The organism is Spirillospora sp. NPDC048824 (genome assembly GCF_043198455.1).
Lineage (GTDB): Bacteria > Actinomycetota > Actinomycetes > Streptosporangiales > Streptosporangiaceae > Spirillospora.
This window is the reverse complement of record NZ_JBICUS010000005.1, coordinates 146,814-171,889: the sequence shown is the minus strand read 5'-3', so window position 1 is coordinate 171,889 and position 25,076 is coordinate 146,814. Positions and strand designations below refer to the sequence as shown.

At 71.8% G+C, this 25,076-nt stretch carries 24 protein-coding genes; 14 read left to right on the top strand and 10 right to left on the bottom strand.

The window, feature by feature from the left end; all coding sequences use genetic code 11:
* Window positions 1-150: 150 nt before the first annotated feature.
* The 3 genes from ACGFIS_RS11955 to ACGFIS_RS11945 form a co-directional block, all read right to left on the bottom strand.
* On the bottom strand, window positions 151-2,805 hold the full coding sequence (locus ACGFIS_RS11955; protein ID WP_392912884.1) for an AAA family ATPase: 2,655 nt from the start codon (window positions 2,803-2,805) through the stop codon (window positions 151-153).
* Between the two features lie 147 nt (window positions 2,806-2,952).
* Window positions 2,953-3,612, bottom strand: coding sequence for a DNA-binding response regulator (locus tag ACGFIS_RS11950; protein WP_392912883.1), 660 nt, complete (start codon window positions 3,610-3,612; stop codon window positions 2,953-2,955).
* 21 nt (window positions 3,613-3,633) lie between these two features.
* The gene (locus tag ACGFIS_RS11945; RefSeq protein ID WP_392912882.1) at window positions 3,634-4,305 is read right to left on the bottom strand and encodes a TetR/AcrR family transcriptional regulator; all 672 of its coding nucleotides are present in this window, start codon (window positions 4,303-4,305) and stop codon (window positions 3,634-3,636) included.
* A gap of 187 nt (window positions 4,306-4,492) precedes the next feature.
* Here ACGFIS_RS11945 and ACGFIS_RS11940 point away from each other — a divergent pair, with 187 nt between their 5' ends.
* Entirely contained in the window at window positions 4,493-5,161 is a 669-nt protein-coding gene (locus ACGFIS_RS11940) for a lysophospholipid acyltransferase family protein (RefSeq protein WP_392912881.1), read from the top strand.
* Between the two features lie 16 nt (window positions 5,162-5,177).
* Here the strand turns inward: ACGFIS_RS11940 and ACGFIS_RS11935 are convergent, their stop codons facing one another.
* Window positions 5,178-5,909, bottom strand: a complete 732-nt coding sequence (locus ACGFIS_RS11935; protein WP_392912880.1) for a PaaX family transcriptional regulator C-terminal domain-containing protein — start codon at window positions 5,907-5,909, stop codon at window positions 5,178-5,180.
* Between the two features lie 91 nt (window positions 5,910-6,000).
* Between ACGFIS_RS11935 and ACGFIS_RS11930 the strand changes: the two genes are divergently transcribed.
* From ACGFIS_RS11930 to ACGFIS_RS11920, 3 genes are all read left to right on the top strand, one after another.
* On the top strand, window positions 6,001-7,767 hold the full coding sequence (locus ACGFIS_RS11930) for an acyl-CoA dehydrogenase family protein (protein ID WP_392912879.1): 1,767 nt from the start codon (window positions 6,001-6,003) through the stop codon (window positions 7,765-7,767).
* 117 nt (window positions 7,768-7,884) lie between these two features.
* The gene (locus ACGFIS_RS11925) at window positions 7,885-9,132 is read left to right on the top strand and encodes a cytochrome P450 (protein ID WP_392912878.1); all 1,248 of its coding nucleotides are present in this window, start codon (window positions 7,885-7,887) and stop codon (window positions 9,130-9,132) included.
* Between the two features lie 10 nt (window positions 9,133-9,142).
* Window positions 9,143-10,237, top strand: a complete 1,095-nt coding sequence (locus ACGFIS_RS11920) for an NAD(P)-dependent alcohol dehydrogenase (protein ID WP_392912876.1) — start codon at window positions 9,143-9,145, stop codon at window positions 10,235-10,237.
* On the opposite strand, the gene ACGFIS_RS11915 is transcribed toward ACGFIS_RS11920, so the two are convergent.
* Window positions 10,234-11,142, bottom strand: coding sequence for an NAD(P)-dependent oxidoreductase (locus tag ACGFIS_RS11915; RefSeq protein WP_392970541.1), 909 nt, complete (start codon window positions 11,140-11,142; stop codon window positions 10,234-10,236). The genes ACGFIS_RS11920 and ACGFIS_RS11915 overlap by 4 nt on opposite strands.
* Before the next feature lie 37 nt (window positions 11,143-11,179).
* Between ACGFIS_RS11915 and ACGFIS_RS11910 the strand changes: the two genes are divergently transcribed.
* From ACGFIS_RS11910 to ACGFIS_RS11890, 5 genes are all read left to right on the top strand, one after another.
* Complete coding sequence (locus ACGFIS_RS11910) at window positions 11,180-12,229, top strand: nitronate monooxygenase (RefSeq protein WP_392912873.1); 1,050 nt, start codon at window positions 11,180-11,182, stop codon at window positions 12,227-12,229.
* A 509-nt stretch (window positions 12,230-12,738) separates the two neighbouring features.
* A complete protein-coding gene (locus tag ACGFIS_RS11905) occupies window positions 12,739-14,091 on the top strand; it encodes a carbohydrate-binding protein (RefSeq protein WP_392912872.1) in 1,353 nt (450 codons plus the stop codon).
* A gap of 116 nt (window positions 14,092-14,207) precedes the next feature.
* A complete protein-coding gene (locus ACGFIS_RS11900) occupies window positions 14,208-14,702 on the top strand; it encodes a MerR family transcriptional regulator (protein ID WP_392912871.1) in 495 nt (164 codons plus the stop codon).
* Complete coding sequence (gene trxA, locus ACGFIS_RS11895) at window positions 14,584-14,898, top strand: thioredoxin (RefSeq protein WP_392912870.1); 315 nt, start codon at window positions 14,584-14,586, stop codon at window positions 14,896-14,898. Before ACGFIS_RS11900 ends, trxA begins: the two co-directional genes overlap by 119 nt.
* A 70-nt stretch (window positions 14,899-14,968) precedes the next feature.
* Complete coding sequence (locus ACGFIS_RS11890) at window positions 14,969-15,358, top strand: YccF domain-containing protein (RefSeq protein WP_392912869.1); 390 nt, start codon at window positions 14,969-14,971, stop codon at window positions 15,356-15,358.
* 16 nt (window positions 15,359-15,374) lie between these two features.
* Here ACGFIS_RS11890 and ACGFIS_RS11885 read toward each other — a convergent pair whose 3' ends face one another.
* Entirely contained in the window at window positions 15,375-16,208 is an 834-nt protein-coding gene (locus ACGFIS_RS11885; RefSeq protein WP_392912868.1) for a phosphoribosylaminoimidazolesuccinocarboxamide synthase, read from the bottom strand.
* A gap of 150 nt (window positions 16,209-16,358) precedes the next feature.
* On the opposite strand from ACGFIS_RS11885, the gene ACGFIS_RS11880 reads away from it, so the two are divergent.
* Window positions 16,359-16,715: a DUF3140 domain-containing protein gene (locus ACGFIS_RS11880; RefSeq protein ID WP_392912867.1), complete on the top strand. Its 357-nt coding sequence runs from the start codon at window positions 16,359-16,361 to the stop codon at window positions 16,713-16,715.
* A gap of 107 nt (window positions 16,716-16,822) precedes the next feature.
* Here ACGFIS_RS11880 and ACGFIS_RS11875 read toward each other — a convergent pair whose 3' ends face one another.
* The 4 genes from ACGFIS_RS11875 to ACGFIS_RS11860 all read right to left on the bottom strand — a co-directional run bounded on the left by ACGFIS_RS11875 (window position 16,823) and on the right by ACGFIS_RS11860 (window position 20,140).
* Entirely contained in the window at window positions 16,823-17,041 is a 219-nt protein-coding gene (locus ACGFIS_RS11875; protein WP_392912866.1) for a hypothetical protein, read from the bottom strand.
* Between the two features lie 75 nt (window positions 17,042-17,116).
* Window positions 17,117-17,668, bottom strand: coding sequence for a hemerythrin domain-containing protein (locus ACGFIS_RS11870; protein WP_392912865.1), 552 nt, complete (start codon window positions 17,666-17,668; stop codon window positions 17,117-17,119).
* A gap of 78 nt (window positions 17,669-17,746) precedes the next feature.
* Window positions 17,747-18,616 carry an arylamine N-acetyltransferase gene (locus ACGFIS_RS11865; protein WP_392912864.1) on the bottom strand — a complete coding sequence of 290 codons (870 nt, stop codon included), beginning with the start codon at window positions 18,614-18,616 and terminating at the stop codon, window positions 17,747-17,749.
* Between the two features lie 126 nt (window positions 18,617-18,742).
* A complete protein-coding gene (locus ACGFIS_RS11860) occupies window positions 18,743-20,140 on the bottom strand; it encodes a sensor histidine kinase (RefSeq protein ID WP_392912863.1) in 1,398 nt (465 codons plus the stop codon).
* A 333-nt stretch (window positions 20,141-20,473) separates the two neighbouring features.
* Here ACGFIS_RS11860 and ACGFIS_RS11855 point away from each other — a divergent pair, with 333 nt between their 5' ends.
* The 4 genes from ACGFIS_RS11855 to ACGFIS_RS11840 all read left to right on the top strand — a co-directional run bounded on the left by ACGFIS_RS11855 (window position 20,474) and on the right by ACGFIS_RS11840 (window position 25,075).
* On the top strand, window positions 20,474-20,992 hold the full coding sequence (locus ACGFIS_RS11855; RefSeq protein WP_392970538.1) for an ATP-binding protein: 519 nt from the start codon (window positions 20,474-20,476) through the stop codon (window positions 20,990-20,992).
* A 524-nt stretch (window positions 20,993-21,516) separates the two neighbouring features.
* Window positions 21,517-22,119: a DJ-1/PfpI family protein gene (locus ACGFIS_RS11850; RefSeq protein ID WP_392912861.1), complete on the top strand. Its 603-nt coding sequence runs from the start codon at window positions 21,517-21,519 to the stop codon at window positions 22,117-22,119.
* Window positions 22,120-22,178: 59 nt separating this feature from the next.
* A complete protein-coding gene (locus ACGFIS_RS11845; protein ID WP_392970535.1) occupies window positions 22,179-23,318 on the top strand; it encodes a hypothetical protein in 1,140 nt (379 codons plus the stop codon).
* A gap of 110 nt (window positions 23,319-23,428) precedes the next feature.
* A complete protein-coding gene (locus ACGFIS_RS11840) occupies window positions 23,429-25,075 on the top strand; it encodes a CocE/NonD family hydrolase (protein WP_392970532.1) in 1,647 nt (548 codons plus the stop codon).
* Window position 25,076: the final 1 nt, after the last annotated feature.

The following is a 25,076-nucleotide window of genomic DNA, read 5'->3' as shown; positions in this document are numbered from 1 at the left end:
CGGCCCCCCAACGCCGTCTCTTCGGATGATGAAACGGCGGGGGCCCACGATCAAGAAAAATTAGCGACTGAATATTTTTGTGGCGGGGACGCCAGGGGCCGTCAGGTGGGACCGGGCGGGGCACGGCAGGCAGGGTGCCGGCGGCACGCGTCAGGCGGGGCGGCCCGCGCCGGTGTCGGCGGCCGGGACGTACCGGTGCAGCTCGGCGCGGGACGCGACACCGAGCTTCGGGAACGCCTTGTACAGGTGGTAGGCGACCGTGCGGTGGCTCAGCCGCAGCCGGGCCGCGATCTGCCGGTTGGTCGCGCCCGTCATCGCCAGCCGGACGACCTGCATCTCCTGCGCGGTCAGCCGCCCCGGCAGATCGTCCCCGTCCGCCCGCACGCCCTGGCCGGCGGCGCGCAGCTCCCCGCGGGCCCGCTCCGCCCACGGGACCGCGCCGAGCCGCTCGAAGATCTCCAGCGCGGCGCGGAGGCGGGCCCGCGCCTGCGCGCGGCGCCGCGACCGGCGCAGCCACTCGCCGTACAGCAGCTCCGTCCGCGCGCGTTCGAACGGCCGCCCGCCCCGCCGGTGGGACGCGAGCGCGAGCGTGAAATGCCGCTCGACCTCGCCGTCCCCCGTGCCGGTGGACGCCGTGGCCGTGGACGCCGTGGTCGTGAGCAGGGCCCGGCAGCGTGAGGCGACGCCGTCCGCCCACGGCTGCCCGGCGTTGCGGGCGAACGCCGCCAGCCGCTCCATCGGCTCGCGGCCCGCGTCGGGACGCCCCGACGCGACGGCGGCCTCCACGGTGTCGGCGAGCGCGAGGACCACCGGCGGGGTGTGCGCCGCCGAGCCGGGGTGCGCGTCCTGGAGGTGCTCGAAGGCGTCCTCGGGACGGCCCAGACCGAGGGCGAGCAGGCCGAGCGCGGCACCGACCCGCCCGTCGGCCGACAGTGCGCGGCAGCGGACCTCGTCCCCCTCGATCGCCGCCTGCCGTGCCCGGATGATGCGCAGTGCCGCGGCCTGCCGGCGCTGCCCCGCGTCCTCCGCGATCTCCAGCGCCTCCCCGGTCAGCGACCGGGCGTCGTCGTGCGCGCCGTGGAAGAGCCGGGCCCACGCCTGGACGGCGAGCGCGCGCGGGACGAGGGCGAGCAGCCCGCGTTCGCGGCACCGGGCGGCCAGCTGCGCCGACATCTCGGCGGCGGCCGCGTCGTCGCCGATCAGCAGGGCGACCTCGGCGCCGAGCAGCCGCAGCCGCTCGTCCGGCTCGCCGCCCGCGTCGCGCAGGAGCCGCCGGGCGGACGCGACGTCATCGTCCAGCAGCGCCGACAGCGCCCGCGCCATGACCGACGTGCCGGGGTACCGGTCCCGCGCTTCGACCGCCGTCTCCCGGTCGCCGCAGGACCACGCGTGGAACACGGCCTCGTCGAGCATCCGCGCGCGGATCTCCGGATCGCCGCAGCTCCGGGCCCGTTCCAGCAGCAGCCGCCCGGCGGCCTGCGGCGCACCGTGCTCCAGTTCGATCCCGGCCCGCACGAGATCGACGCGCGCTCGCGTCTCCTCGGGGCCGTCCGCCCGGGCCGCCTCGTCCGCGAGCGTCCGGGCCCGCCCGGGGCGTCCGCCGGCCAGTTCCGCCTCGGCCGCCGCCACCAGCCGCCGGGCGCGCACCTCCGGTTCACCGGCGAGGCGGGCGGCGCGCTCGTAGGCGAAGGCCGCGACGGACGGGCCGCCCCGGTCCCGGATGTCGCCCGCCGCCGACTCCAGTTCCGCGGCGACGGAGTCGTCGGTCCCGAGGGCCGCGGCGGCCAGATGCCGGACCCGCCGGCCCGCGTCGCCCGCCCGCGCGTGGACGTCGGCGAGCGCATGGTGGACGGCGATGCGCCGGGTGACCGGGACGCCCTGGTACGCGGCGGCGCGGGCCAGCGGATGCCGGAAACCGATCGAGGTGCGGGTCACCTCCACCAGCCCCGCGTCCTCCGCCGGTTCCAGCGCGTCGAACGGCACGCCCAGGCGCCGCGCCGCCTGGACCGCGACACCCGGCTCACCGGTGTCGTCGGCGGCCACGACGGCGAGCAGCACCCGCGCCGGTTCGGGCAGGTCGCGGACGGCCCGTTCGAACTCCGCCGGGACGTGGGCGAGCCGCCCCGACCCGGCGGCGGCGAACTCGATGAGCGCGAGGGGGTTGCCGCGCGCCTGCCCGACGACGCGGTCGCGCCGCTCCGCCGGGGTGCGCGGCGCCCGCTCGTCCAGCAGGAGCCGCGCGTCCTCGGTGTCGAGGCGGGCCAGGTGACGTTCGGGGAGGTCCGTCCGGGGCCACGCGGCGGTGTCGTCCCGTACCGCGATGAGGAAGACGACGTCGCGCGCGGCGACCCGGCGTGCGGCGAACAGCAGCGCGTCCGCCGACTCCCGGTCGAGCCACTGCGCGTCGTCCACCAGGCACAGCACCGGCGTGTCCGCCGCCGGGCCGCCGAGCAGCGTCAGCAGCGCCAGCCCGACGAGCAGCCGCTCCTCCGCGCGCGGCCGGGCGAGCCCGAGCGCGGCCTTCAGTGCCTCCGCCTGCGGAGCGGGCAGATCCTCGAACGCGGTGTCGCCGAGCAGCAGATGCAGGGCCGCGAACGGAACGCCGGCCTCCGCCTCGATCCCGCCGCCGCGCAGGACGCGTATCCCGTCCGCGGTCGCCTCGGCGTGGTCGAGCAGCGCGGTCTTCCCGATTCCGGCCTCGCCGCGCAGAACCAGGACCCCGCCGCCCGCACCGGCCCGCGCACGTCCCACCAGATGGTCGATCTCGGCGACCTCGGCCGCGCGCCCGTACAGCGAGTGCCCCATGCCTCGGAGCGTGTCATCGCGTGTTCGCCCTGCCCAGTGCGCCGCTCACCGGTCCGCATGTGAATCGCCCGAGGGTCCGGCCATGCGTTTCTCACATCGTCGCCACACCCGCCGGACGCGGCCACATCCGGCCATGCCCGGGGTGCCTCACACCCAGCCGAACTCGCCGGCGATGCGCACCGCGTCGATCCGGTTGCGCGCGTTCAGCTTGGTGATGCAGTTCGCCAGATAGTTGCGGACGGTGCCGACCGTCAGGCCGAGCGCCAGCGCGATGTCGTCGACGTCCGCGCCCTCGGCCGCCAGCCGCAGTACCTGCGCCTCCCGGGGCGTGAGGGGGCTCTCGGGCTGCCGCAGCGCCACCAGCGCGAGCTGCGGGTCGACCACCTGCTCGCCCGCCGCGACCCGGCGGATCGCCTCGGCCAGTTCGGCGGGCGGCATGTCCTTGAGGACGAAGCCGTTCGCGTGCGCGTCCAGCGCCCGCCGCAGGTCACCGGGACGCCCGAGCCCGGTCAGGATGAGCACCCGGCACTCCGGCAGCCGCTCGTGCAGTTCCGCGGCGGCGGTGACGCCGTCCACCCCGGGCAGGTCGACGTCCAGCACGGCGACGTCCGGCCGGTGCCGCAGCGCCGCCCGCACGATCGCGTCGCCGCTCTCGATCTCCGCCACGACCTCCAGGTCGGGCTCCAGGTCGAGCAGGCCGATCAGCGCGCCGCGCAGGAGCGCGACGTCCTCGGCCAGCAGGATCCGGATCGCCCCGGGCACCGTCTCCACCGGTCCGCCGGAGAAGTCACCGTCCAGGCCCGCCATCGCTGATCACGTCCTCCACGATCACCCGTCCGGGGACTCCCGCTCGCGGAAGACCGCCCTGACGAACAGTTCGGTGTGCCGCAGCGCCCTTTCCCGGGCCTCCTGCCGTTCGTCGGGCGCGGCATCGGCGTGCAACCACAGTAACCGCGCTTGGCCGATCGGCCCGAACAGCGCCCAGGCCAGATCGGCGGGACGGCCGAGATCGGGCGCGATCCGGCCGGTGTCGATCCAGTGCTGGAAGAGCGGCGCCATCTCCGACATCGACCGCGTGATCGTGTGGCCCATGTCGGCGGTGTGGACCAGGCCGTCCCGGACCATCAGGCTGATGAACAGCCGTCCGCTCGGCGAGTCCCAGGCGTCGAGGACGTGCGCGACCAGCGCGCGGACGGCGGCGCCCGGGTCGCCGTCGATCAGCTCCTGGGTCAGTTCCTCCCGCCCGGACATCAGGCCCTGCGGCCCGAGCTGGGCCACGGCCGCCTCGAAGATGTCCTGCTTGCTGGCGAAATGTGCGTAGAGCACGCTCTCACTGAGCCCGACCTCGCGGGCGATCGCGCGGATCGAGGTGCCCGCGTACCCCTTCTGCGCGAAGAGCCGCAGCGCCGCCTCGACCAGCGCCGCCTTGGTGTCCCCGGCCTCCGTCTTGGGCGGGCGTCCGGGACGCCGGCGCACCGGGTCCCCCGGCTTGATCGACACCTTCCACCTCCTCGTCTCATGAGAGATCGTGCCGGACGGGTCCACCGGACGCTCCGGTGGACCCGTCCCAGAGGATCCGTCACGAGGCGGCCGGCTCGGGCGGAGGCATGACGCCGGTCACTTGGCGGATTCGCACCACCCGGAGGCTTCCTAGATTCGGTCTCGCTACCGACTTGCAGGAGGCCGCGTGATCTACGGCGTCTTCTCGCGCACGGCCGGGACCGTGCTCCGGCTTCTGCTGCGCCCCAAGGTGGAGGGCAAGGCCAACATCCCTGCCGAGGGCCCGTTCATCCTGGCGAGCAACCACCTGTCGTTCGCCGACAGCTTCGCCCTGTCACCGGTCGTCCACCGCCGCCTCTTCTACCTGGCCAGGTCGGAGTACTTCGAACTGCCCGGCCGGTTCGGGCGGCTGATCCGGTGGGGCCTCTTCGCGCTGGGGAACGTCCCGGTCAAGCGGGGCCCGACCCGTGCCGCCGTCCGCGCACTGGAGCAGATCGCGGCCGTCCTGGACGCGGGCGGCGGCGTCGCCATCTACCCGGAGGGCAGCCGTTCCCCGGACGGCCGCATCTACCGGGGCCGCACGGGCGTCGCCTGGCTGGCCATGGCCTCCGGCGCCAAGGTCATCCCCGTGGCCATCGGGGAGACCGACCACATCATCCCGCTCGGCACGTGGCGCCCGCGGCTCCGCGTCCGTCCCACGATCCGCATCGGGGAGCCGATGGACTTCACCCGCTACCGCGACCTCCCGCCGGGCCGGGCCCGCCGCGTCATCACCGACGAGGTCATGGACGCCATCTGCAAACTCTCGGACCGCGAATGGGCCGGCACCTACAACCCCCGCGCCGACGAAGAGTGACGAACCACCGCAGACGCTAGGTGAGGACGTGGTTGGTGAGGAGCTCCTCGAAGTCGGTCTCGAAACGCTCGTAGTGGGTGCGGAGGTCCGGGCCCGGCCAGTCGGAGGGAACGAGGGGCGGGGGAAGGAGCGGGTCGTTCAGGAGGTGGCGCAGGACGGCGGCGGCGAGGGTGAAGCGTTCGGCGATCGTGGTCGCCTCGGTCAGGGCGGTGTGGAGGGTGCGCGCCTTGGCCGCCCAGGCATCGAGGTCCCAGAGGGTGGCGGCCAAGGCGGCGGGGTCCTCTTCGGGGCGGCCGGACAGGAAGGTGCACTGGCGGACGACGATGCCGGGGCGGGGGCGGGTCAGGTTGGCGGGGCGCAGCCAGGTGCCTTCGCGGAGTTCGGCGAGGCGGAGCGCGGACATGGCCCGGCGCAGGGCGGCGCGGTCGGCGGCGGGACGGCGTTCGGCGGTGATGACGGCGATCTCCCAGGTGCCGTCCCAGGTGACGGCCGGAGGGAGGAGACTCTCGTCCTGCCGGGCCTGGCGTTCGAGGAGCCGTTCGGTGAGGGCGTAGGTGCCGCCGGACTGGACGAGGTCGCCCGAGGCGACCATGCGGGAGAGCGCGACCCGGACCGTCCCCTCGGCGATGCCGAACAGGTCGCCGACGCGGACGAGGTAGCGGGCGGGAAGCCGGGGAGGGTGGACGCCCAGCAGCGTGCTCAGCACCACCGAGCGCGCCGTGAGCGGGCGGATCTCCGGGCTTCTCATCTCTGCTGGTGACCTTACCGGGGTTCGCGGAGGCGGCTCGACCGAGATTACAGCCTTCCATCGCGTGATGGAGAAGTGTAACGTCCGGGGTATGGCGTCCTATCTGATCGAGCCGTTCGACCGGCTCCCGTTCGGCGGCGCGGAGAAGGCCCGCCGGTACGCGACGGAGCGTTACCAGGGGGCCGCGGGCCTCAACTGGTACGACTGCGACCCCACGCTGCGGTTCCTGATGCGCCGGCACCTGGGGAACGGGTTCGGCTGGGCCGAGCCGAGGCTGCGGGAGATGGGTGCGCTGATGGGCGGGCCGATCGCCGAGCGGGCCGAGGAGACGGACAGGAACCCGCCGCGGCTGGAGAAGTACGACCGGTGGGGACGCGACGTCAGCGAGGTCGTCATGCCGCCGTCGTTCGAGGCGGCGCGCAAGGACATCGTCGCGACGTCCTTCACGCGGCCCGACTTCGTCGCGGAGGCGAAGCGGAACGGCGTCGACCCCGCGCCCATGGGCGTGGCCTGGAGCTACCTGCTGGATCAGGCCGACATCGGCATGGCGTGCGCGCTGGGCACGGGCGGCGACATGGTCGTGGGCCTGACGGAGATGTTCGCGCCCGAGGACGTGAAGGCGCGGGTCCGGGAACTGTTCGCGGCCGGGGAGATGTCCGGTGAGGCCGCGCAGATGCTCACCGAGCGTTCCGGTGGTTCCGACCTGGGCGCGCTGGAGTCGACGGCGTCCCGGGAGGGGGACGCGTGGCGGCTCAGCGGGTTCAAGTGGTTCGCGTCCAACGCGAACGGCTCGGCGTTCGTGGTGCTGGCCAAGCCCGAGGGCGCCGCCGACGGGGTGCGGGGGATCGCGCCGTTCCTCGTCCTCAAGGAGCGGCGGGACGGGACGCGCAACGGCGTCAGGATCCGGCGGCTCAAGGACAAGCTCGGCACGCGGTCGGTGGCGTCGGCGGAGATCGAGTTCACCGACGCGGAGGCGTTCCTGCTGGCCCCGGCGTCGAGCGCCGGGCAGGGCGGCGACGGCAAGGGCCTCGCCCGGATGATGGAGCTGACGAACGGCGCCCGACTCGGCATCTCGATGATGGGCGTCGGGTGCGCGCGGAGGGCGCTGGTCGAGTCGCTCTGCTACGCGCGGGCGCGGGAGGCGTTCGGTGCCCCGCTGGCCGAGCAGCCGCTGATGCGGCGCAAGCTCGCCGAGCTGATCGTGGAGACCGAGGCCGCCCAGGCGCTCGTGTTCGACGGGTACCTGGGGCGTCCGCGGCTGCGCATCGGCGCGGCGCTGATCAAGCTGAGGGCGGCCAGGCTGGGTGTGACGGCCGCGAGCGACGCCATCGAGGTGCACGGCGGGAACGGCTACATCGAGCAGTGGCCGGTGGCGCGGATCCTCCGGGACGCGCAGGTCAACCCGATCTGGGAGGGCGGCGACAACGTCCTGTGCCTGGACGTGCGCCGCGCCGTCGAGCGGCAGGACGCGCACGAGCCGTTCCTCGACCGGCTCACCGAGGCCGTCCGGCGGGCACCCGAGGGCGACGACGCCACCGCCGAGCTGGTCGGCGACCGCATCGGGCATCTCCGGCAGGCCATCGAGAAGTGGCGCGGGCTGGACAGGACCGTCGCCGAGGCGAGGCTCTTCCCGCTGGCCCAGTACATGGCCGACGTGTACGCGGCGGCGCTGCTGCTGGAGCAGGCCGGGTGGGAGCGCGCGGACTCGGGCGGCGACCGCAAGGCGCTGGTCGCGCGGCTCTACGCCCGGACCCACCTCGCCGACGCCGGGCCGCTGCGCGGGATCGACGCCCCCGCCGAGGATCTCGAACGCTTCAAGGATCTGGCCGACGGCGCGTTCATCGACGGCCGCGAGTAGGCGGCGCTCTGCGGAAAGCGTTGACCGAACGAGATTCGGCCCCGTAGGTTTCTGGGACGGCCCGCCGCCCAGAGCGCGTGCCCCGTTGCCAGTAGCGCGTGACGGAGGAGTCGAGCAATGACGCTGACCGTGAACGAGGCGGGCCTGGCCCTCGCCGACCCGAAGGCCTACGCGGACGACCGCCGCCTGCACGATTCGCTCACGCTGCTGCGCCGCGAATCGCCGGTGCACTTCGTGGACGCGCCCGGCTACAACCCGTTCTGGGCGATCACGAAGCACGAGGACGTCCTCGAGGTCGAACGCAACCATGAGCTGTTCCTCAACGCGCCGCGTCCGCTGCTCGCGACCGCCGAGTTCGACCAGATGAACCGGGAGCGGGCGGAGCAGGGCATCGCGCTGCGCACGCTGATCCACATGGACGACCCCGACCACCGGGTCATCCGGGCGATCGGCGCCGACTGGTTCCGGCCGCGCGCGATGCGGGCCCTCGAACCGCGCGTGAAAGAGCTGGCGAAACGGTACGTCGACCGGATGGTCGACCTCGGCGGCGAATGCGACTTCGCGCAGGAGGTCGCCGTCCATTTCCCGCTGTACGTGATCCTCTCGCTGCTCGGCCTGCCCGAAAGCGACTTCGACCGCATGCTGAAGCTCACGCAGGAGCTGTTCGGCGGCGATGACGACGAGTTCCAGCGCGGAGCGTCCAACGAGGAGAAACTCCAGGTCCTCCTCGACTTCTTCGCCTACTTCCAGGAGCTGACGGAGGCGCGCCGCAAGAACCCCACGGACGACCTCGCGTCCGCGATCGCCAATGCGCGCATCGACGGCGAGCCCCTGAACGACTTCGACACCGCCTCCTACTACGTCATCGTCGCGACCGCCGGGCACGACACGACCAGCGCGACGATCTCCGGCGGCCTGCACGCCCTCATCGAGAACCCGGACCAGCTCGACCGGCTCCGCGGGAAGCCGGAGCTGATGCCGTTCGCCGTGGACGAGATGATCCGCTGGGTCACGCCCGTCAAGGAGTTCATGCGCACCGCCACCGAGGACTACGAGCTGCGCGGCGTCACGATCCGCGAAGGCGACGCGGTGCTGCTGTCGTATCCGTCCGCGAACCGGGACGAGGACGTCTTCGACGACCCGTTCCGCTTCGACGTCGGACGAGACCCGAACAAGCACCTGGCGTTCGGGTTCGGCGTCCACTACTGCCTGGGCGCGGCGCTGGCCCGCATCGAGGTCCGCGCGTTCTTCGAGGAACTGCTGCCCCGCCTCGGCTCGATCGGGCTCGCCGGGACGCCGGAGAACACCGCCACCACGTTCGTCGGCGGCCTCAAGCGCCTGCCGGTCCGCTACTCCCTGGATTGAGGAACCCCTGGTGCAGATCAACGCCGCGGTGCTGCGCGCCGCAGACGCGCCCTACACGATCGAATCCCTCGACCTGGCCGACCCCGGCCCCGGCGAGGTCCTCGTGCGGATCGCGGGCGCCGGCATGTGCCACACCGACCTGCTCGGGCGGATACCGGGAGACCTGGTCACCAAGCCCGTCGTCCTCGGCCACGAGGGCTCCGGGGTGGTCGAGGCCACCGGCCCCGGCGTCACCGGATTCACCGAAGGCGACCACGTGGTCATGTCGTTCGACTCGTGCGGCGTGTGCGACAACTGCCGCGCCGCGGTCCCCGGCGCCTGCCCGCAGATGATGGCGCTCAACATGCTCGCCGTCCCCCTCGACGGGACGCCCCGCGCGACGACCGGCGACGGCGAGGCCGTCCACACCCGCTGGTTCGGGCAGTCGTCGTTCGCGAGCCACGCGCTCGGAACCGTCCACAACGTCGTGCCGGTGACCCGGGACGTCCCGCTCGAACAGCTGGGGCCGCTCGGCTGCGGCGTCCAGACCGGTGCCGCGTCCGTGCTGATCTCGCTCGGCGTCGGCGCCGGGGACTCCATCGCGGTGTTCGGGGCGGGCGCGGTCGGCCTGTCCGCCGTGATGGCCGCGCGCGTCGCCGGCGCCACCACGATCATCGCCGTCGACCTGCACGAGTCACGGCTCGACCTGGCCCGCGAACTCGGCGCCACCCACGTCCTGAACGGCGCGGACGACGACATCGCCGGGCAGATCCGGGCGATCTCCGGCGGCGAGGGCGTCCAGTACTCATTCGACACCACCGCCGTCCCCGAGGTCGTCGCGACGGCCGTCACGTCGCTGCGCACCACCGGCGTCTGCGGCCTCGTCGGCGTCGGCGCCGCCGAATACACCCTGGACGCGAACCTCCTGCTGATGGGACGCACGGTCAAGGGCATCATCGAGGGCGACGCCGTCCCGCAGACCTTCATCCCGAAGATGATCGAGCTGTGGCGGCAGGGCCGGTTCCCGTTCGACCGGCTCATCACGTCCTACCCGCTCGACCAGATCAACCAGGCGGAGGCGGACGCCCAGTCCGGCAAGGTCGTCAAGCCGGTGCTGATCCCCTAGACGACGCGGTGGAGCAGGCCGTCGCCCCGCATGAGGCGGCGGCAGTTCTCCGCCGCGACCGCGAAGTACCGGTCCCACGTCTCCCCGGTCAGCCACGCCACGTGCGGCATCACGACGACGTTGGACAGGGCGAGCAGCGGGTTGCCCGCGTCCACCGGCTCCTCCTCGAAGACGTCCAGCCCGGCGCCGCCCAGACGCCCCGACCGTAGCGCCTCCACCAGCGCCGCCTCGTCGATGACCGCGCCGCGCGCCGTGTTCACCACGATCGCGCCCTCCGGGAGCAGCGCCAGCCGCTCCGCGTCCAGCAGATGGCGGGTCTCGCCGGTCAGCGGAACGTGCACCGACACGACGTCGCTCGACCTCAGCAGGTCGTCCAGCTCCCGCCAGGCGGGGTCGCCGGGGCGCGGGCTCCGGGACGTGTAGAGGACGGTCGCGCCGACCGCCTCCAGCATCCCGCGCAGCAGATTCGCGATCTGACCGCCGCCGAGGAGCCCCACCGTCCGTCCCGCCAGCTCACCGCCGACCAGGGAACGGCCGGCGGGCCAGCCCTCACCGCGGCGCGTCCGCGCGTCGAACGGGACGATCCTCCGCAGCGTCGCCAGCGCCAGCAGCAGGCTCGTCTCCGCGACGGCCTGCGCGTTCTGGCCGGGCATGTTGGCCACCGCGATCCCGCGCTCCCGGGCGGCGTCCAGATCGATGGTGTTCACCCCGGTACCGAGCTTCTGGATCAGCCTCAGCTCCGGCGCCCGGTCCATGTCGGCGGCCGTGAGGGGACGCAGCACATGCCAGATGACCTCGGTGTCGGGCAGCAGTTCCGCGAACCGCTCGTCGTCCTGCTCCGAACAGCTCACGACGTCCAGGCCGGCCTCTTCGTGGTCCATGTCGTAGTGCAGCAGCACCCGCATGCCGCCCCCTTCCGTCCACCGGGCTATCGTGCCGATCATGGCGCATGCGGAGACGAGGGTGAGCGTCATGTGGCCGGAACTCCCGATCGTCCAGGCGCCGATGGCGGGCGGACCCTCGACTCCCGAGCTGGCCGCCGCCGTGTCGGACGCGGGCGGCCTCGGCTTCCTCGCCGCCGGCTACAAGACCGCCGAGGCCATGCGCGCGGACATCACCGCGACACGGCGGCTCACGTCCCGCCCGTTCGGGATGAACGTCTTCATGCCGTCACTCGACGACATCGCCCCGGCCGCCGTCGCCGCCTACCGCGACCGCCTGGCCCCCGAAGCCGAACGCCTCGGCGTCTCCCCGGGCACCCCGTCCGCCCGCGACGACGCCTACGACGCCAAGGTCGCCGACCTGCTGGACGACCCGCCGCCCTACGTGAGCTTCACCTTCGGCTGCCCCGACCCGGCCGTCATCGACGCCTTCCAGAAGCGCGGCACCGTCGTGATCGTCACCGTCACCACCACCGGCGAAGCCCGCCGGGCCTCCGCCGCCGACGCACTCTGCCTCCAAGGCTCCGAGGCCGGCGGACACCGCGGCTCGTTCACCAACACGTCCGGCGAACCCGTGCCGCTGCGGACCCTCCTCCAGGACGTCCGGGCCATCACCGCGCAACCCCTGATCGCCGCCGGCGGCCTCGCCACCGCATCCGACGTCGCGGAGATACTGGACCTCGGCGCCGTCGCCGCCCAGCTCGGGACGGCATTCGTCCGCTGCCCGGAGAGCGGCGCGAACCCCGTTCACAAGGCGGCGCTGGCCGACCCCCGCTTCACCTCCACCGCGATGACCAGAGCGTTCAGCGGACGGCCCGCCCGCGGCCTCGTCAACCGGTTCCTCACCGAACACTCGGCGCACGCACCGGCCGCCTACCCCGACGTCCATTACGTGACCTCACCCCTGCGCAAGGCGTCCATCGCCCAAGGCGACCCGGAAGGCGTCAACCTGTGGGCCGGCGAGTCCTTCCGGTCGGCCACCGACTTCCCCGCCGCCCACCTCGTCGCCCGCCTCACCGGACGCCCGCCCCGTCGAGGACACCACGACTGAGCCGGCCCCATCAGGCTTCGAGGAGCTCATGGAGAGGCCAGCCGTCCCAGAGGCGTCGCTGCCATGGCTGCCATGACTCCAGGAGTTCGCAGATGCGTGCCTTGAGAAGTTCGTCCTGTCCGACCATTCCCTGCTTCCTCTGTGTCGCTTGCGGTCACGTTGGGTATCGCTTATGGTGGAGCCACGCTTAGGCAGGGGAGCCGCCCGAAAGGGCCGCTCCCCATCGGCTTTTCTGGGCCTCGTGAGGCCGATCAGGGCGACTCCACTCCCGATGCGGGATCTCAGTGGCTGATCATCAGGTGATTCTTGACCATCGCATGACGCTCCGCCATCGGTTCGTGACTCTTGGTGCGGCGAGATCCTGACCCTTCCCGGTCTAGACCGGAGCGGTTACGCTGCTACTGGCGTCCACGCCGGTTATGCGCCTTGCGGCCTGGGAGGGTCTCGTCCGCGGGACTCGTTTGGCTCTGCGCCGGCTCCTCTGTCCCCGTTCTGGAGGAGTCGCACTCATGAACCCCAAGCACAGGCGATGGTCCGCGGCCGTCGCCGCGTTCGGCTCGGCGCTGGTGGCGCTGGTCCTGTCGCTCGGCGCCGTGGTCGTGTTGTCCGCGCCGTCGTCCGCCCGACCCGTGTCCCTCGTCGCCTGCACCTTCCCGGCCTGGGCCGAAGGCGGCAGTTACGCGGTGGGTGACAAGGTCGCCTACAGCGGCCGAGGGTACGAGGCCATCGTCGCCCACACCGCGTACCCGGGCACCGGCTGGAACCCGGCGGCCACACCGACGCTGTGGCGCGACCTGGGCGCCTGTGACGGCTCGCAACCGCCCACCACCCCGCCGACCACGCCGCCCACGACGCCGCCGACCACCCCGCCGACCACCCCGCCGACGACGCCGCCCACCGGTGATGAGACCTGCCCGGTGAAGCCGAAGCCCGCCGGCAAGGTGCTGCAGGGCTACTGGGAGAACTGGGACGGCGCGTCCAACGGCGTCCACCCGCCGTTCGGCTGGACCCCGATCGACAACCCCGTGATCGGGCAGCACGGCTACAACGTGATCAACGCGGCGTTCCCCGTCATCCGCTCGGACGGCACCGTCCTGTGGGAGGACGGCATGGACCGGACGGTGCAGGTCGCCACACCGGCGGAGATGTGTGCGGCCAAGGCGGCCGGCGCCACCATCCTGATGTCGATCGGCGGTGCGACGGCCGGCATCGACCTCGGCTCCAGCGCCGTCGCGGACCGGTTCGTCGAGACGGTCGTGCCCATCCTGAAGAGGTACAACTTCGACGGGATCGACATCGACATCGAGACGGGCCTGACGGGCAGCGGCGACATCGACAGCCTGTCCGCGTCGCAGGCCAACCTGATCCGCATCATCGACGGCGTGCTCGCGCGGATGCCGTCCGGCTTCGGGCTCACGATGGCGCCCGAGACCGCCTACGTGACCGGCGGCAGCGTCGTCTACGGCTCGATCTGGGGCGCCTACCTGCCGATCATCAAGAAGTACGCGGACAACGGCCGGCTCTGGTGGCTCAACATGCAGTACTACAACGGCAGCATGTACGGCTGCTCCGGCGACTCCTACCCCGCCGGGACGGTCGAGGGCTTCGTCGCGCAGACCGACTGCCTGAACGACGGCCTCGTCATCCAGGGCACCACCATCCGGGTGCCTTACGACAAGCAGGTGCCGGGCCTGCCCGCGCAGCCGGGCGCCGGCGGCGGCCACATGCCGACGGGCCTGGTCGCGCAGGCATGGAACCACTACGACGGACGGTTGAAGGGTCTGATGACCTGGTCCGTCAACTGGGACGGGTCGAAGGGCTGGACGTTCGGCGACAACGTCCGCGCGCTCCAGGGCCGCTGACCGGACGGGACGGGCCCGGCGCGGTTTCGCCGGGCCCCGTCCCCGACCGGGCTTGACCTTGACGCCGGTGTGAAGGGTTACGGTCGCAAGCGGCCATGAAGCGAGGAGGGGCCCGGATGCGGATCGGGGAACTTGCGGCGCGGGCGGGGGTGAGCACCCGCACGCTGCGCTACTACGAGGAGCAGGGGCTGCTCCCGGCGCGGCGCGCGGCCAACGGCTACCGGCAGTACGAGGAGGCCGACGTGCGGCTCGTCATGGAGATCCGCTCGCTGCTGGCGTCCGGTTTCACGCTGGACGACACGCGCCCGTTCGTGGACTGTCTGCGCGCCGGTCATTCCGACGGCGCCGCGTGCCCCGAATCGGTCGCCGTCTACCAGCGCAGGCTCGCCGAGATCGACGCCGAGATCCGCACCCTGATCCGCCACCGTGCCGACGTGGCCGGTCAACTGGCGCGTGCCTGCCCCGGCTGTGCCCTGTCACCGGAGGAAACGAATGATCACGCTGACGACCGAGAACTTCGACGAGCGGGTGCTCCACGCCGGCAAGCCGGTACTGGTCGAATTCTGGGCGGACTGGTGCCCGCCCTGCAAAATGATCGCGCCGATCCTTGAGGAGATCGAGGCGGAGCACGGCGACCGCCTGACCGTCGCCAAACTCAACGGCGACGACCACCCGGAGATCGTGGCGCGGTACGGCGTCATGGGGTTCCCCACGCTCAACCTCTACCGCGACGGCGAGGTCGTCCGCCAGATCATCGGCGCGAAGCCGAAACGGCGCCTCCTCGCCGACCTGGACGGCCACTTCTGACGTCCCACCGGCGGCTCGTCCGCCGGACGTTCACCGGCGGGACGATCTATGCTGCCGTCGGGAGGCTCTTGTGCGCACTCTGTTGAACGTCCTGTGGCTGGTGCTGGCGGGGTTCTGGCTGGCGGTGAGTTATGTGATCGCCGGGATCGTCTGCTGCGTCCTGATCATCACGATCCCGTTCGGCATCGCCTCGTTCCGCATCGCGGGGTTCGCGCTGTGGCCCTTCGGCCGGACGACCGTACCCAGGCGGGACGCGGGCCTGGGCTCGCTCGTGGGGAACGTCATCTGGATCATCGTCGCCGGGTGGTGGCTCGCCCTCGGGCACATCGTCACCGGCGTCCTGCTCTGCCTCACGATCATCGGCATCCCGTTCGGCATCGCCAACTTCAAGCTGATCCCGGTCTCGCTGGCCCCGCTGGGGCGGGAGATCGTGGCGAGCGGCGACCGCTCCGCCTTCTGAGGGCCGTCGGGGCTCCTCAGGAGGTCCAGGGGCGGCCGGTGAGGCGTTCGTAGACGTCGATGTAGCGGGCGCGGGTGGCGTCCACGACTTCCTGGGGGATGGCGGGGCCGGGAGGGGTGCGGTCCCAGTCGAGGGTGCTGCTCCAGTCGCGGACGAACTGCTTGTCCAGCGCGTGCTGGGGCCGGCCTGGCTGCCACTGCCCGGCAGGCCAGAAACGCGAGGAGTCCGAGGTCAGAACTTCGTCGCCGAGGGTGAGGGTGCCGTCGGCGGCGCGTCCGAACTCCAGTTTGGTGTCGGCGATGATGATGCCGCGCTCGGCGGCGATGGCGGCGCCGCGCCTGTAGATCTCCAGCGTGATTTCGCGGAGGCGGGTGGCGGTGTCGTCGCCGATCTCGTTCACCACGTCGTCATAGGTGATGAACTCGTCGTGGCCCTCGGTGGCCTTGGTCGTCGGGGTGAAGATCGGCTCGGGCAGCCTGGACGCCTCGACCAGGCCGTCCGGCAGCGGGATCCCGGAGACGGTGCCGGTCTTCTCGTACTCCTTGAGACCCAGGCCGGCGAGGTAGCCGCGGGCGATCCACTCCACGGGGAGCATGGTGAGGCGGCGGCAGCGGACGGCGCGTCCCGCCCACTCACCGGGCACGTCGGTCGCGGACACGATGTGGTTCGGGATGATGTCGGCGAGCTGCTCGAACCACCAGAGGGAGAGCTGCGTGAGAATCTTCCCCTTGTCGGGGATCTGCGTCGGCAGGACGACGTCGTACACGCTCACCCGGTCGGACGCGACGAGGATCAGTTCGTCCCCGTCCGCATAGACGTCCCTGACCTTGCCCGAGTGGACGAGTTCCATGGTGCTCCCTCTGCTCGCGATCCGTCCGGCCGACCTCGGAGGTCCTGCCCGCAGGAGTCTGGCACACCGGGCCCCGGCCGCCCGCGGCGAGGTGAATGGGGAGCCGGGACTCGGGTACGGCGGCCGTGAACGGCCGACAGGGAGTTACCGATGAACGATCGCATTCCGGCTGAGGCGGAGCTGGCCTGGGAGGACTTCCACCGGCTCGTCAACATGACCTCCGACGAGCTGCGGACGTGGCTGCTCACCGACGCCTCGGGTGAGGAGGCCTTCCCGGCGGGTCCGAGCCCGGGGGTCTCCGAGCTCGGCGCCCGCGTGGTGGACGTGCTGCGCAAGCGGAAGGTCGACCTGACCGACGGCGACGCCGAGGTGATGCAGGAGGTCGTGGACTACGTGGAGGACCGGCTGGAGAACCGCCCGCAGAATGCGGAACGGGACGAGGAGTGGCGTCACGCGCTCATGAGCGTGGGGCACGACCCGCTGCGTCCCCAACCGTCCAGCGCATAGGAGGCGAAGATCATGCCGAACCCGCAGCAGCCCGAGATCCGGCGGTCGGAGCGGACGGGGCTTGCTTGGGGGGCGGGTCGGGAGGAGGGCACCGGGTCCGCCGACTGTCAGGGGATCTCCGTCTGGGAGGTGTAGCCGTCGTCCTCGCCGCCGGGGGTCTCGGCTTCGGCGATCGGCGGGTCGGTGGGGCCCGGGGTGTGCTCGTCCGCGAAGTCGTGGTCGTCCTCCTGCGGGGCGTTCCCTTCGGCGCGACGGTCGGCGAGCGGTTTGTCCTGGTCGTTCTTCCGCCCGTGGTTCTGGGGCACGTGGTTTCGGTGTTCGCCCATCATCCCTCCTTCGTCGTGGCCGGCCGGACGGGCCGGCCGGACGGCCCGCTCCCGGGCGGGCCGCCGCGGGCGTGTTCAGCGGCGGGCCTTGCCGATGGCGTCGCGGACACGGTCGACGACGGCCGCCACGGGACCGGCCATGATGTTCTTGGTGGGCGACTCCACGCCCTGGTGGGGATGCGTCGGGGCGACCGCCTCGGCGGCGCGGACGGCCTTGGCCATGCCGCGCATCTGCTCGTCCGTGGCCTCCCGGCGCAGGCGCGGGAACTCTTCCTTCTCCTCGTGCGAGGCGTGCGCCTCCAGGTCCTTGTGGAAGTCGGCGAACATCTCCTGGAACTGCGCCGAGTCGGGGTCGAGCTTCTCCAGCCGCGACAGGGCGCCCTTGGCCTCGTTCTCCTCCTCCAGCCGCTCGTCCACGATGTGGGAGCCGTCGTCGATGGCGCGGCGGGCGAACGGGTGGACCACCTCTTCCTCGGCGGTCTCGTGGACGGCGAGCAGTTCGCGGAGCCGGTCGAAGGCGACCCTGCGGGTTTCGCCGCTGGTGTTCTCCACGGTCGCCGCGAGGCTGCGGATCTCCTCGTGCTGCGAGAGCAGCAGGTCGACGACGTTCTCGGCAGGTTGTGCCATGGTCATCCTCCTCCTGGTATCAGCCGGTGTTCCCTGGCTGGGCGGTACCCGAGGGGTGGGCTTCAACCATCGGCGGGTTCAGCGGCGCAGGTACCGGATGAGGCGGGGCACGTCCTCGGCTTCCAGAACGATGTCGAAGTAGGTCGCCAGAGCCTCGGGCAGTTCCTCCGGGGTGAACGCGCGGGTCTCGGTCGTGCCGTCGGGGCGGGTGGTGGTCAGGTTCGTCCCGTCCAGGACGTGGAGGGCGTCGGACGAGAACTTCTGCGTGAACGGACGCGCCGTGAACGGCGAACGCGGGCTGGTCGAGACGTAGTGGTTGAGCACCTCGAAGTCGATGCGGAACGTCTCGTTCATGGCGAACGTGTGGCGCTGGACCCATCCGTCCGGGCCGCGCTGGTGCAGTTCCCAGCCGACCGTGCCGGGGCTCCAGGTGGTGACGGTCCGTCCTTTCCGGAGCCGGAAGCCCCAGCCGTCCTGCTCGACCTCCTCGCCGTCGCGGAACAGCAGCGGCTCCAGCGGCCCGGCGCCGAAACCGACGTCGCACAGCCAGGCCGGCTCGTCGCGCGACCGGCCCGGCGGACGGACGTGCAGCAGCGCGTGCGTGGACGGGCGGGTGCCGCGCGCCCCCAGCGTCACCCGTGCGGACAGCGCGGTGACCTCGTACCCCAGCCTCTCCAGGACCGCCGCGAACAGCCGGTTGTGCTCGAAGCAGTAGCCGCCGCGCGGACGTTCCACGAGCTTCGCCTGGACGGCGTCCAGCGCCAGGTCGACCGGCCGGCCCAACATGATCTCAAGGTTCTCGAACGGGATGGTCGTGGTGTGGGCGCGGTGCAGGGCGCGCAGCGTCCCGTCCGTGGGGTCCAGGTCGCCGTCGTGGCCGATCCGCTTCAGATAGGCGGGCAGGTCGATGAGGTCGCCCTGCCACCCGTATCCGAGATCCTCGGTCATGATTTCCTCTCGCCTCGGGCCGCGCTCATGCCGGTGCCAACACCGGAGACCACCCGAATCCTCCCGGTCGGCCTGGTGGCGGCCTCCGGTGGCCCCGCCGGGTGCACGACCGCGGGGCGCGTACGGCTACGGGGTCGCGTGCCAGGCGGCGAGGGGGAGGCGGAGGACGAAGCGGGCGCCACGGGGGCTGTCGGCGATGCGGAGGGAGCCGCCGTAGATCTCGGCGATCTCGCGGGCGATGGGCAGGCCGAGGCCGGTGCCCTCCGGGTCGCGGGTGCGCGACGCCGAAAGCCGGGCGAACCGCTCGAAGACCCGTTCCCTGGACTCCTCCGGGACGCCGGCTCCATCGTCCAGCACTTGGAGGACGGCGTCGGCGCCGGTCCGCGCGACGGTCACCTCGATGCGCGACTCGGCGTGCCGTTCGGCGTTGCTCAGCAGGTTGTTCAGGACCCGGGTCAGCCGCACCGGGTTCGCCCGTACGATCACGTCGCGTTCCAGCCGCGTCTCGATCGGGACGCGGGAGTGGCGGCGTTCGACCTCCCGGCGGGCGAGGCCGGCGAGGTCGATCGACTCGGCCGCGGCCGGGGCGCGGGCGTCGAGCCGGGACAGCTCCAGCAGGTCGATGATGATGTCGTTGAGCCGCTGCGTGTCGTACAGCGCCGAGCGGACCATCGGCTTCCAGTCGCCGCCGTCAGGTTCGTCCAGCGCGAGTTCCAGTTGCATCTGCAGCCCGGCGATCGGGTTCCGCAGGTCGTGGGAGGCGTCCGAGATGAAGCGGCGCTCCCGGACCCTCGCCTCCTCCAGTTGTGCGAGCGTGGTGTTGACGGTCTCGGCGAGGGACTGGATCTCGCCGCCGTTCTGCGGGACGGGTACCCGGTGGCCGAGGCCCTTGGCGCTGAACGCCGCCATCCCCGCCCGGATCTGGTCGACCGGGACGAACACCCGCCCGATCGTGTGCCACGTCCACCAGGCGATGAGGGCGAGGAGCCCCGCCGCCACCAGCGCGATGGACAGCGGCAGCACCACCAGGTTCAGCAGACCCGGCAGCGGCGTCGCCGCGATGACCATCACACCCGGCCCCCACCGCGACTCCCGTACCCGCAGACCGAAGACCCAGACGCATTCGTCCAGGAAGTCCGGGCAGTATCGGCCGTCGACGAGCAGCTTGCCCGCCGTCACCTCCGATCTGGCCAGCGCCCGGCGTCCGCGGAGCGCGGGTGTGGCCGCCACCACCCGGCCCTCCGGGTTCACGATCTGCACCAGCGACGTCTCGCCCGGCCGGGTGGCGAGGATCTGGCCGTCCTTCTCCAGGACGATGTCGTAAACGATCCGCTCGACGGTGCGTTCCGACGTCCGCCAGACCCGGTTCTCCGCCCAGTCCCGCGCGAGCACCATCAGCAGGATGAACGCCAGTGCCAGGATCAGCGCCGACACCGCCACGGTGATGACCGTCGCGCGCCCCCGCACCGAGAAGAGCAGCCGGGCCCACCAACTGCGGACACCTTCTCGCCACTCCGTAGTCACAGCCGTTCCCCCGAATCCCGGATCGTCGATCAAATACCCAGAGTAACTGTCCTTATCTCAGGGTAAGTGGCCGTCTCACCGGTCTCTGCCGCACCTGGCGCCTCGGACGTGCCGTCCTCGCCGTGGGCGGGCTGCGCGATCTGGGGAAACGTTCGCCGGGGCGTGAACGGTAGCCGGGTTCCGGGCCGTACAGCGAGGGTGACGGGCGACTTTCCGGACGCGAAGGGAGCCGTCTCGGTGGGCGTCGAGGACGGGTTGCGAGCTACTGGTCGGGCCGGTGCCGGAGAAGCGGGCCTCGCGGCCGGCCGTTCCCGGCGGCGGGGAGGCGGGGCCGTGGACGAGGCGGGGGCCCGCGCGGTGGTCGGTGAGGTCACGTTGCCGGGGGTGCGGCGGTCCGTCGGGTGTGCCCGGAGTTTCGTCCGGGAGGTCGCGGGCGGCCGTCGCGGCCCGGACGGCGTGATGGTGGACGACACGGTGCTGGACGACACGGTGCTGGACGACATGGTCACGGTGGCGAGCGAGACGGTCGCGAATGCGATCACGCATACCGCGTCGGGCCTGGAGGGTGGGGAGGTGACACTCGTCCTGTGGGCCGGGGACGGGGTGTTCCGGCTGGAGGTCGCCGACGACGGGGCGACGGGGCAGCGGCCGCACGTGAAGGAGGAGGTGGGCGCGGAGAGCGGGCGGGGGATGCGGATCGTGGAGGCGCTCGCGTCCCGCTGGGGTTTCCGGATCGAAGGTGCCCGGACGGTGGTGTGGGCGGAGTTCCCGGCCCCGGCCGCCGAGAAGCGGGACCGGGACCGGGACCGGGGCCAGGGTCAGGGCCGGGCGCCGCTCAGCGGCCCCGGTTGAGCTGCCGGGTGGGCAGCTGACGGGCATTGCGCCGGTTGTTCGCGCCGTTCGCGAATTTCACCGACCTGAAGTCGGTGTTCTTCCGCTTTCCCTTCCTCTTGGACTTGCTGGAAGGATTGGCTTCGGGGTTGTTTATGGCACGCATGAAGTGAATACCTCCGGGCACGTTTGAATTCGGCCATGGGGGGCCGATGAAAAGGGATGTACGGTAATACGGCACAGGTCACAGCCGGTTTGATACGGGTGCGACGGTGGTGCCGAGTGACGGGAGCGGGCCCGGGGACATTGCCGACGGGCGGCTCGACCGGAGAAGTATCAAAGCTTCATGCGTAAGAGTTAGCCACAGCTCTTCGATGCTGTCAACCCATTAATTTCGGCGGATGAATGGCGGCCGCCGGTGGCGTGCCGGGTGTGACGGCCGTCGTTGACGTCATGACCCGGTCGCGAGGAACCTGAAGCCTGCGCGTCGGCACACGACCGCCGGATCCGGTGACGGAGACCGTTGTGATGAACGGGGAGTACGCATGACGACGTACGGGTTGCTGGTCTTCGAGGACGCGGAGGAGCTGGACTTCGTCGGTCCGTGGGAGGTGTTCACGGCGTCGGCGATGTTGCGCGCGGAAGACGACAGGGCGGTACTGGTCGCCGAGCGGCCCGAGCCTGTGCGCTGCGCCAAGGGGCTGCGGGTCGTGCCAGATCACGTCTTGGACGACCACCCGAAGCTGGATGTGCTTCTGGTCCCCGGTGGGCGCGGTGCCAGGGAGACGCAACCGTCCAACACGTCCGTCACGGGATGGATAGCGAAGGTCGCCGAACAGGCCGACTGGGTGACGAGCGTGTGCACCGGCTCGATCCTCCTGCACGCGGCAGGCCCGGCCAAGGGGCGGAGGGTCGCGACCCACTGGGCGTCGGAGGACACCCTGGAGGCGCGCGGTGACGTGACCGTCGTCCGGGACGCGCGCTACGTCGTGGACGGCAACCTCGTGACCAGCCAGGGCGTCTCGGCGGGGATCGACATGGCCCTCTGGCTGATCGGGCGTATCCACGGCCGGGATCACGCACGGTCGGTGCGCCGGTACATCCAGTACGAGCCCGCCCCGCCGTATCTGGCCGACGAACCGATCTGATCGGATCGAACATTCCGCCAAACCGGTGATGATCTTCGCTTATCGGCATAATCACCCGAGTGGCGATATCGCTCCCGGTGCGGTTCCGCAGCGACGGGGTGCGGGTGGCGGTGGAGACCGACCCCCTGCACGCCCCGTTGCGCGACTTCCTCCTCAACGATCTCGGCGAGGATATACCGGCGATCGTCCGCGCCCAGGGACGGCTGCGCGGTGACCGGTTCGAGCCATGGGAGGAGCTCTACCGCTACCACCGCCTCGACTTCGACGGGGCGATCGTCCACGTGCGCGACATCGGCGGGTGGGCGTCGTGCGACCTCGACCCGGCCGTCCTGCGGCGGTGCCTGGACGAGTACCTCCGGGAGGTCGGCGCACTGCGGAACCGCCGCAGCCTCGAACGCACGCTGGGCGAGGCGCGGTCTCGTGAGCCGGTGGCCACCTCGCTCGCCCTCGGCTCCGTCTCACACCGGACGCAGGGCTGGGGCCTTATCCAGACTCCGCGCGCCGTCCTTGAGGACATGGCCGGTCTCACCCCGCACCCGGACGCCTGCCTTCCGCACGGCGTCCTGGAAACCGGCTCAGGTGCGTGCTGGGCGGACCTCGCCGTCCTGGACGAGACGGGAACGCGGCTGCGCGGAGGCACCAAAACGTTCATGCCGCGTGGCATCGACCCAGAACGGCTCATGACGGAACTGGGCAACGCCCTGACGCAGGCCCGGTTCCTCACGGCCGTTCCAGGAGCGTGGTGCGGATACGTCGCGGGCGTCCCCGTACATGGCTACATCGACCCGGACGCGGTCCTACGCCTCCCCTGCCAGCCGATCGCGGTCGGGGGAGTCGTGCAACACGTGCGGGTGTTCTTCCCGGAACTGGCTGATTCCGGTGTCGATCTGCAGTCGGCCGCGTCGGCCGCGAGCGGGTTCACCTCGTCGGTGTACGGGCCACGCCACGTCCTGGCCGCGTTCCTGCTCCATGACGTCCAGAGCCACCGGCACCATCTGGACGTCGTCCGCGCGGCGCGTCCGGGCTGGGAGCACACGGGCAACGCCTGCCATCTGCGGCTGGACGTCCAGACCGTCCGCCTGGAGCATCTGTGGCTGCCCGGGCACGCCTGCGAGATACCGACGGGCGAGTTCGCCCGCGTCCTGCACGAATACGAACGCCTTCTGGTGCCCGAGGGCGGCGGCGAGCGCGTCCGCTAGCGCCGCGTCCGCCATGCTGAGACCACGGGCCGACACGAACCACGGGTCGACCTAGATCACCGGTCGACCCGAACCAGGGATCGATCGGGAACATGCGAAGGGGGCGTCCGATGGCCGTTCTGGGACGACTCGCGGACCGCGTCCTCGGCCTCCCCGAGGCGCCGGCGCCGGACGTCGGGATGGTGCGTGACCTGCGTGTCCCCATGCCGGACGGGGTCACGCTCGTCGCCGACCTGTACCGTCCGCGCGGAGCCGGGATCCTGCCCGTCGTGCTGATCCGCACCCCGTACGGCACGCGGCAGCCGGTCATCCGCCTGTTCGCGGGAGTGCTCGCTCGGCGCGGCCTCCAGGTCGTCGTCCAGAGCGTCCGCGGCGTCCGCGGATCGGGCGGCGAGTGGCGCGCCTTCCACAACGAGAAGGACGACGGCCTTGCCACGCTCACATGGCTCCGCGCGCAACCGTGGTGCGACGGCCGGGTCGCGATGGCAGGGGCGAGCTACCTCGGGTTCGCCGAGTGGGCGGTCGCGCCCTACGCGGACCCGCCGCTGGAGGCGGTGGCGCTCGGCGTCACCGCGTCCGAGTTCGTGAGTTCGTTCTACCCGGGTGGCGCGCTGGCCCTGCACAACACGCTCGTGTGGTCGTCGTCGATGGGCATCCGGGACGACATGAAGCGCCCGCTGCACAGCAGGCGCGTCCGCCGGGCGATGCGGCACCTGCCGGTGGGCGAGGCCGACCTCGCCGCGATCGGACGTCCCGAACCGTTCCTCCGTGAGGTCACCGCCCACGCCGAGCCCGGCGACGACTTCTGGAAGGCCACCGACCACAGTGCCGCCGTGCCCGGAACCACCGCGCCCGCCACGATGGTGACGGGCTGGTGGGACCTCTTCCTCCGGGGTCAGCTCCGTGACTTCGCTGCTCTGCACGCCGCCGGCCGCCACGTCCGCATCACCATCGGCCCATGGGGACACGACACGAGAGCCCTCCGCGCGACGCTTTCCGACCAGGTGTCCTGGCTCGATGCCCACTTGAACGGCGACACGGCCCGGCTGCGTCAGGCACCGGTGAGGCTTCACCTGCAGAAGGCCAACCGGTGGCTGGACTTCGACCAGTGGCCTCCACCTGAAACCAAGCCCACACCGCTCTACCTGTCCCGAAGCCTCTCCTGGGACGAGTCAGGCGCTGCCGACACCGGCCCCTCCACGTTCACCTATGACCCTCTCGACCCCACGCCGACCGTCGGCGGCCCGCTGCTGTCGCCGGGCAAGGGCGGACAGCGCGACAACACCCCCATCGAACGCCGCCGCGACGTGGTCGTCTTCACCGGCGCACCCCTGGACCGCGACCTCGACCTGATCGGCCCGGTCTCGGCGACGATCAACGTCCGCACCAGTACCGGCCACGGCGACCTGTTCATCCGCCTGTGCGACGTCGACCGCGAAGGCGTCTCCAGGAATGTCACGGACGGAATCCTCCGCCTGAACCCGGACGACATCCCGCCGGACGGCACCCCATCCGACGGCACCCCGGAGGACGGCATCATCCGGGCGGAGATCGAGATGCATCCGACCGCGTACCGGTTCCTGCGCGGGCACCGGCTCCGCGTCATGCTGGCCGGCGGCGCCTTCCCCCGGTTCGCGCGCAACCACGGCACCGGCGAACCCGCCGGGCGGGCCGTCGCGTCCCACCGCACCCGCTTCGAGGTCTTCGGCGACGCGGCGCACCCGTCCGCCGTCCACCTCCCCGTATGGAGCGGCTGAC

Bases quoted from the DNA above. Each gene is read 5' to 3' on its own strand.
- ACGFIS_RS11955 (WP_392912884.1), bottom strand. From the start codon at position 2,805: ATGGGGCACTCGCTGTACGGGCGCGCGGCCGAGGTCGCCGAGATCGAC.
- ACGFIS_RS11950 (WP_392912883.1), bottom strand. From the start codon at position 3,612: ATGGCGGGCCTGGACGGTGACTTCTCCGGCGGACCGGTGGAGACGGTG.
- ACGFIS_RS11935 (WP_392912880.1), bottom strand. From the start codon at position 5,909: ATGAGAAGCCCGGAGATCCGCCCGCTCACGGCGCGCTCGGTGGTGCTG.
- ACGFIS_RS11930 (WP_392912879.1), top strand. From the start codon at position 6,001: ATGGCGTCCTATCTGATCGAGCCGTTCGACCGGCTCCCGTTCGGCGGC.
- ACGFIS_RS11925 (WP_392912878.1), top strand. From the start codon at position 7,885: ATGACGCTGACCGTGAACGAGGCGGGCCTGGCCCTCGCCGACCCGAAG.
- ACGFIS_RS11915 (WP_392970541.1), bottom strand. From the start codon at position 11,142: ATGCGGGTGCTGCTGCACTACGACATGGACCACGAAGAGGCCGGCCTG.
- ACGFIS_RS11910 (WP_392912873.1), top strand. From the start codon at position 11,180: ATGGCGCATGCGGAGACGAGGGTGAGCGTCATGTGGCCGGAACTCCCG.
- ACGFIS_RS11905 (WP_392912872.1), top strand. From the start codon at position 12,739: ATGAACCCCAAGCACAGGCGATGGTCCGCGGCCGTCGCCGCGTTCGGC.
- ACGFIS_RS11900 (WP_392912871.1), top strand. From the start codon at position 14,208: ATGCGGATCGGGGAACTTGCGGCGCGGGCGGGGGTGAGCACCCGCACG.
- trxA (WP_392912870.1), top strand. From the start codon at position 14,584: ATGATCACGCTGACGACCGAGAACTTCGACGAGCGGGTGCTCCACGCC.
- ACGFIS_RS11885 (WP_392912868.1), bottom strand. From the start codon at position 16,208: ATGGAACTCGTCCACTCGGGCAAGGTCAGGGACGTCTATGCGGACGGG.
- ACGFIS_RS11880 (WP_392912867.1), top strand. From the start codon at position 16,359: ATGAACGATCGCATTCCGGCTGAGGCGGAGCTGGCCTGGGAGGACTTC.
- ACGFIS_RS11875 (WP_392912866.1), bottom strand. From the start codon at position 17,041: ATGGGCGAACACCGAAACCACGTGCCCCAGAACCACGGGCGGAAGAAC.
- ACGFIS_RS11870 (WP_392912865.1), bottom strand. From the start codon at position 17,668: ATGGCACAACCTGCCGAGAACGTCGTCGACCTGCTGCTCTCGCAGCAC.
- ACGFIS_RS11865 (WP_392912864.1), bottom strand. From the start codon at position 18,616: ATGACCGAGGATCTCGGATACGGGTGGCAGGGCGACCTCATCGACCTG.
- ACGFIS_RS11850 (WP_392912861.1), top strand. From the start codon at position 21,517: ATGACGACGTACGGGTTGCTGGTCTTCGAGGACGCGGAGGAGCTGGAC.
- ACGFIS_RS11840 (WP_392970532.1), top strand. From the start codon at position 23,429: ATGGCCGTTCTGGGACGACTCGCGGACCGCGTCCTCGGCCTCCCCGAG.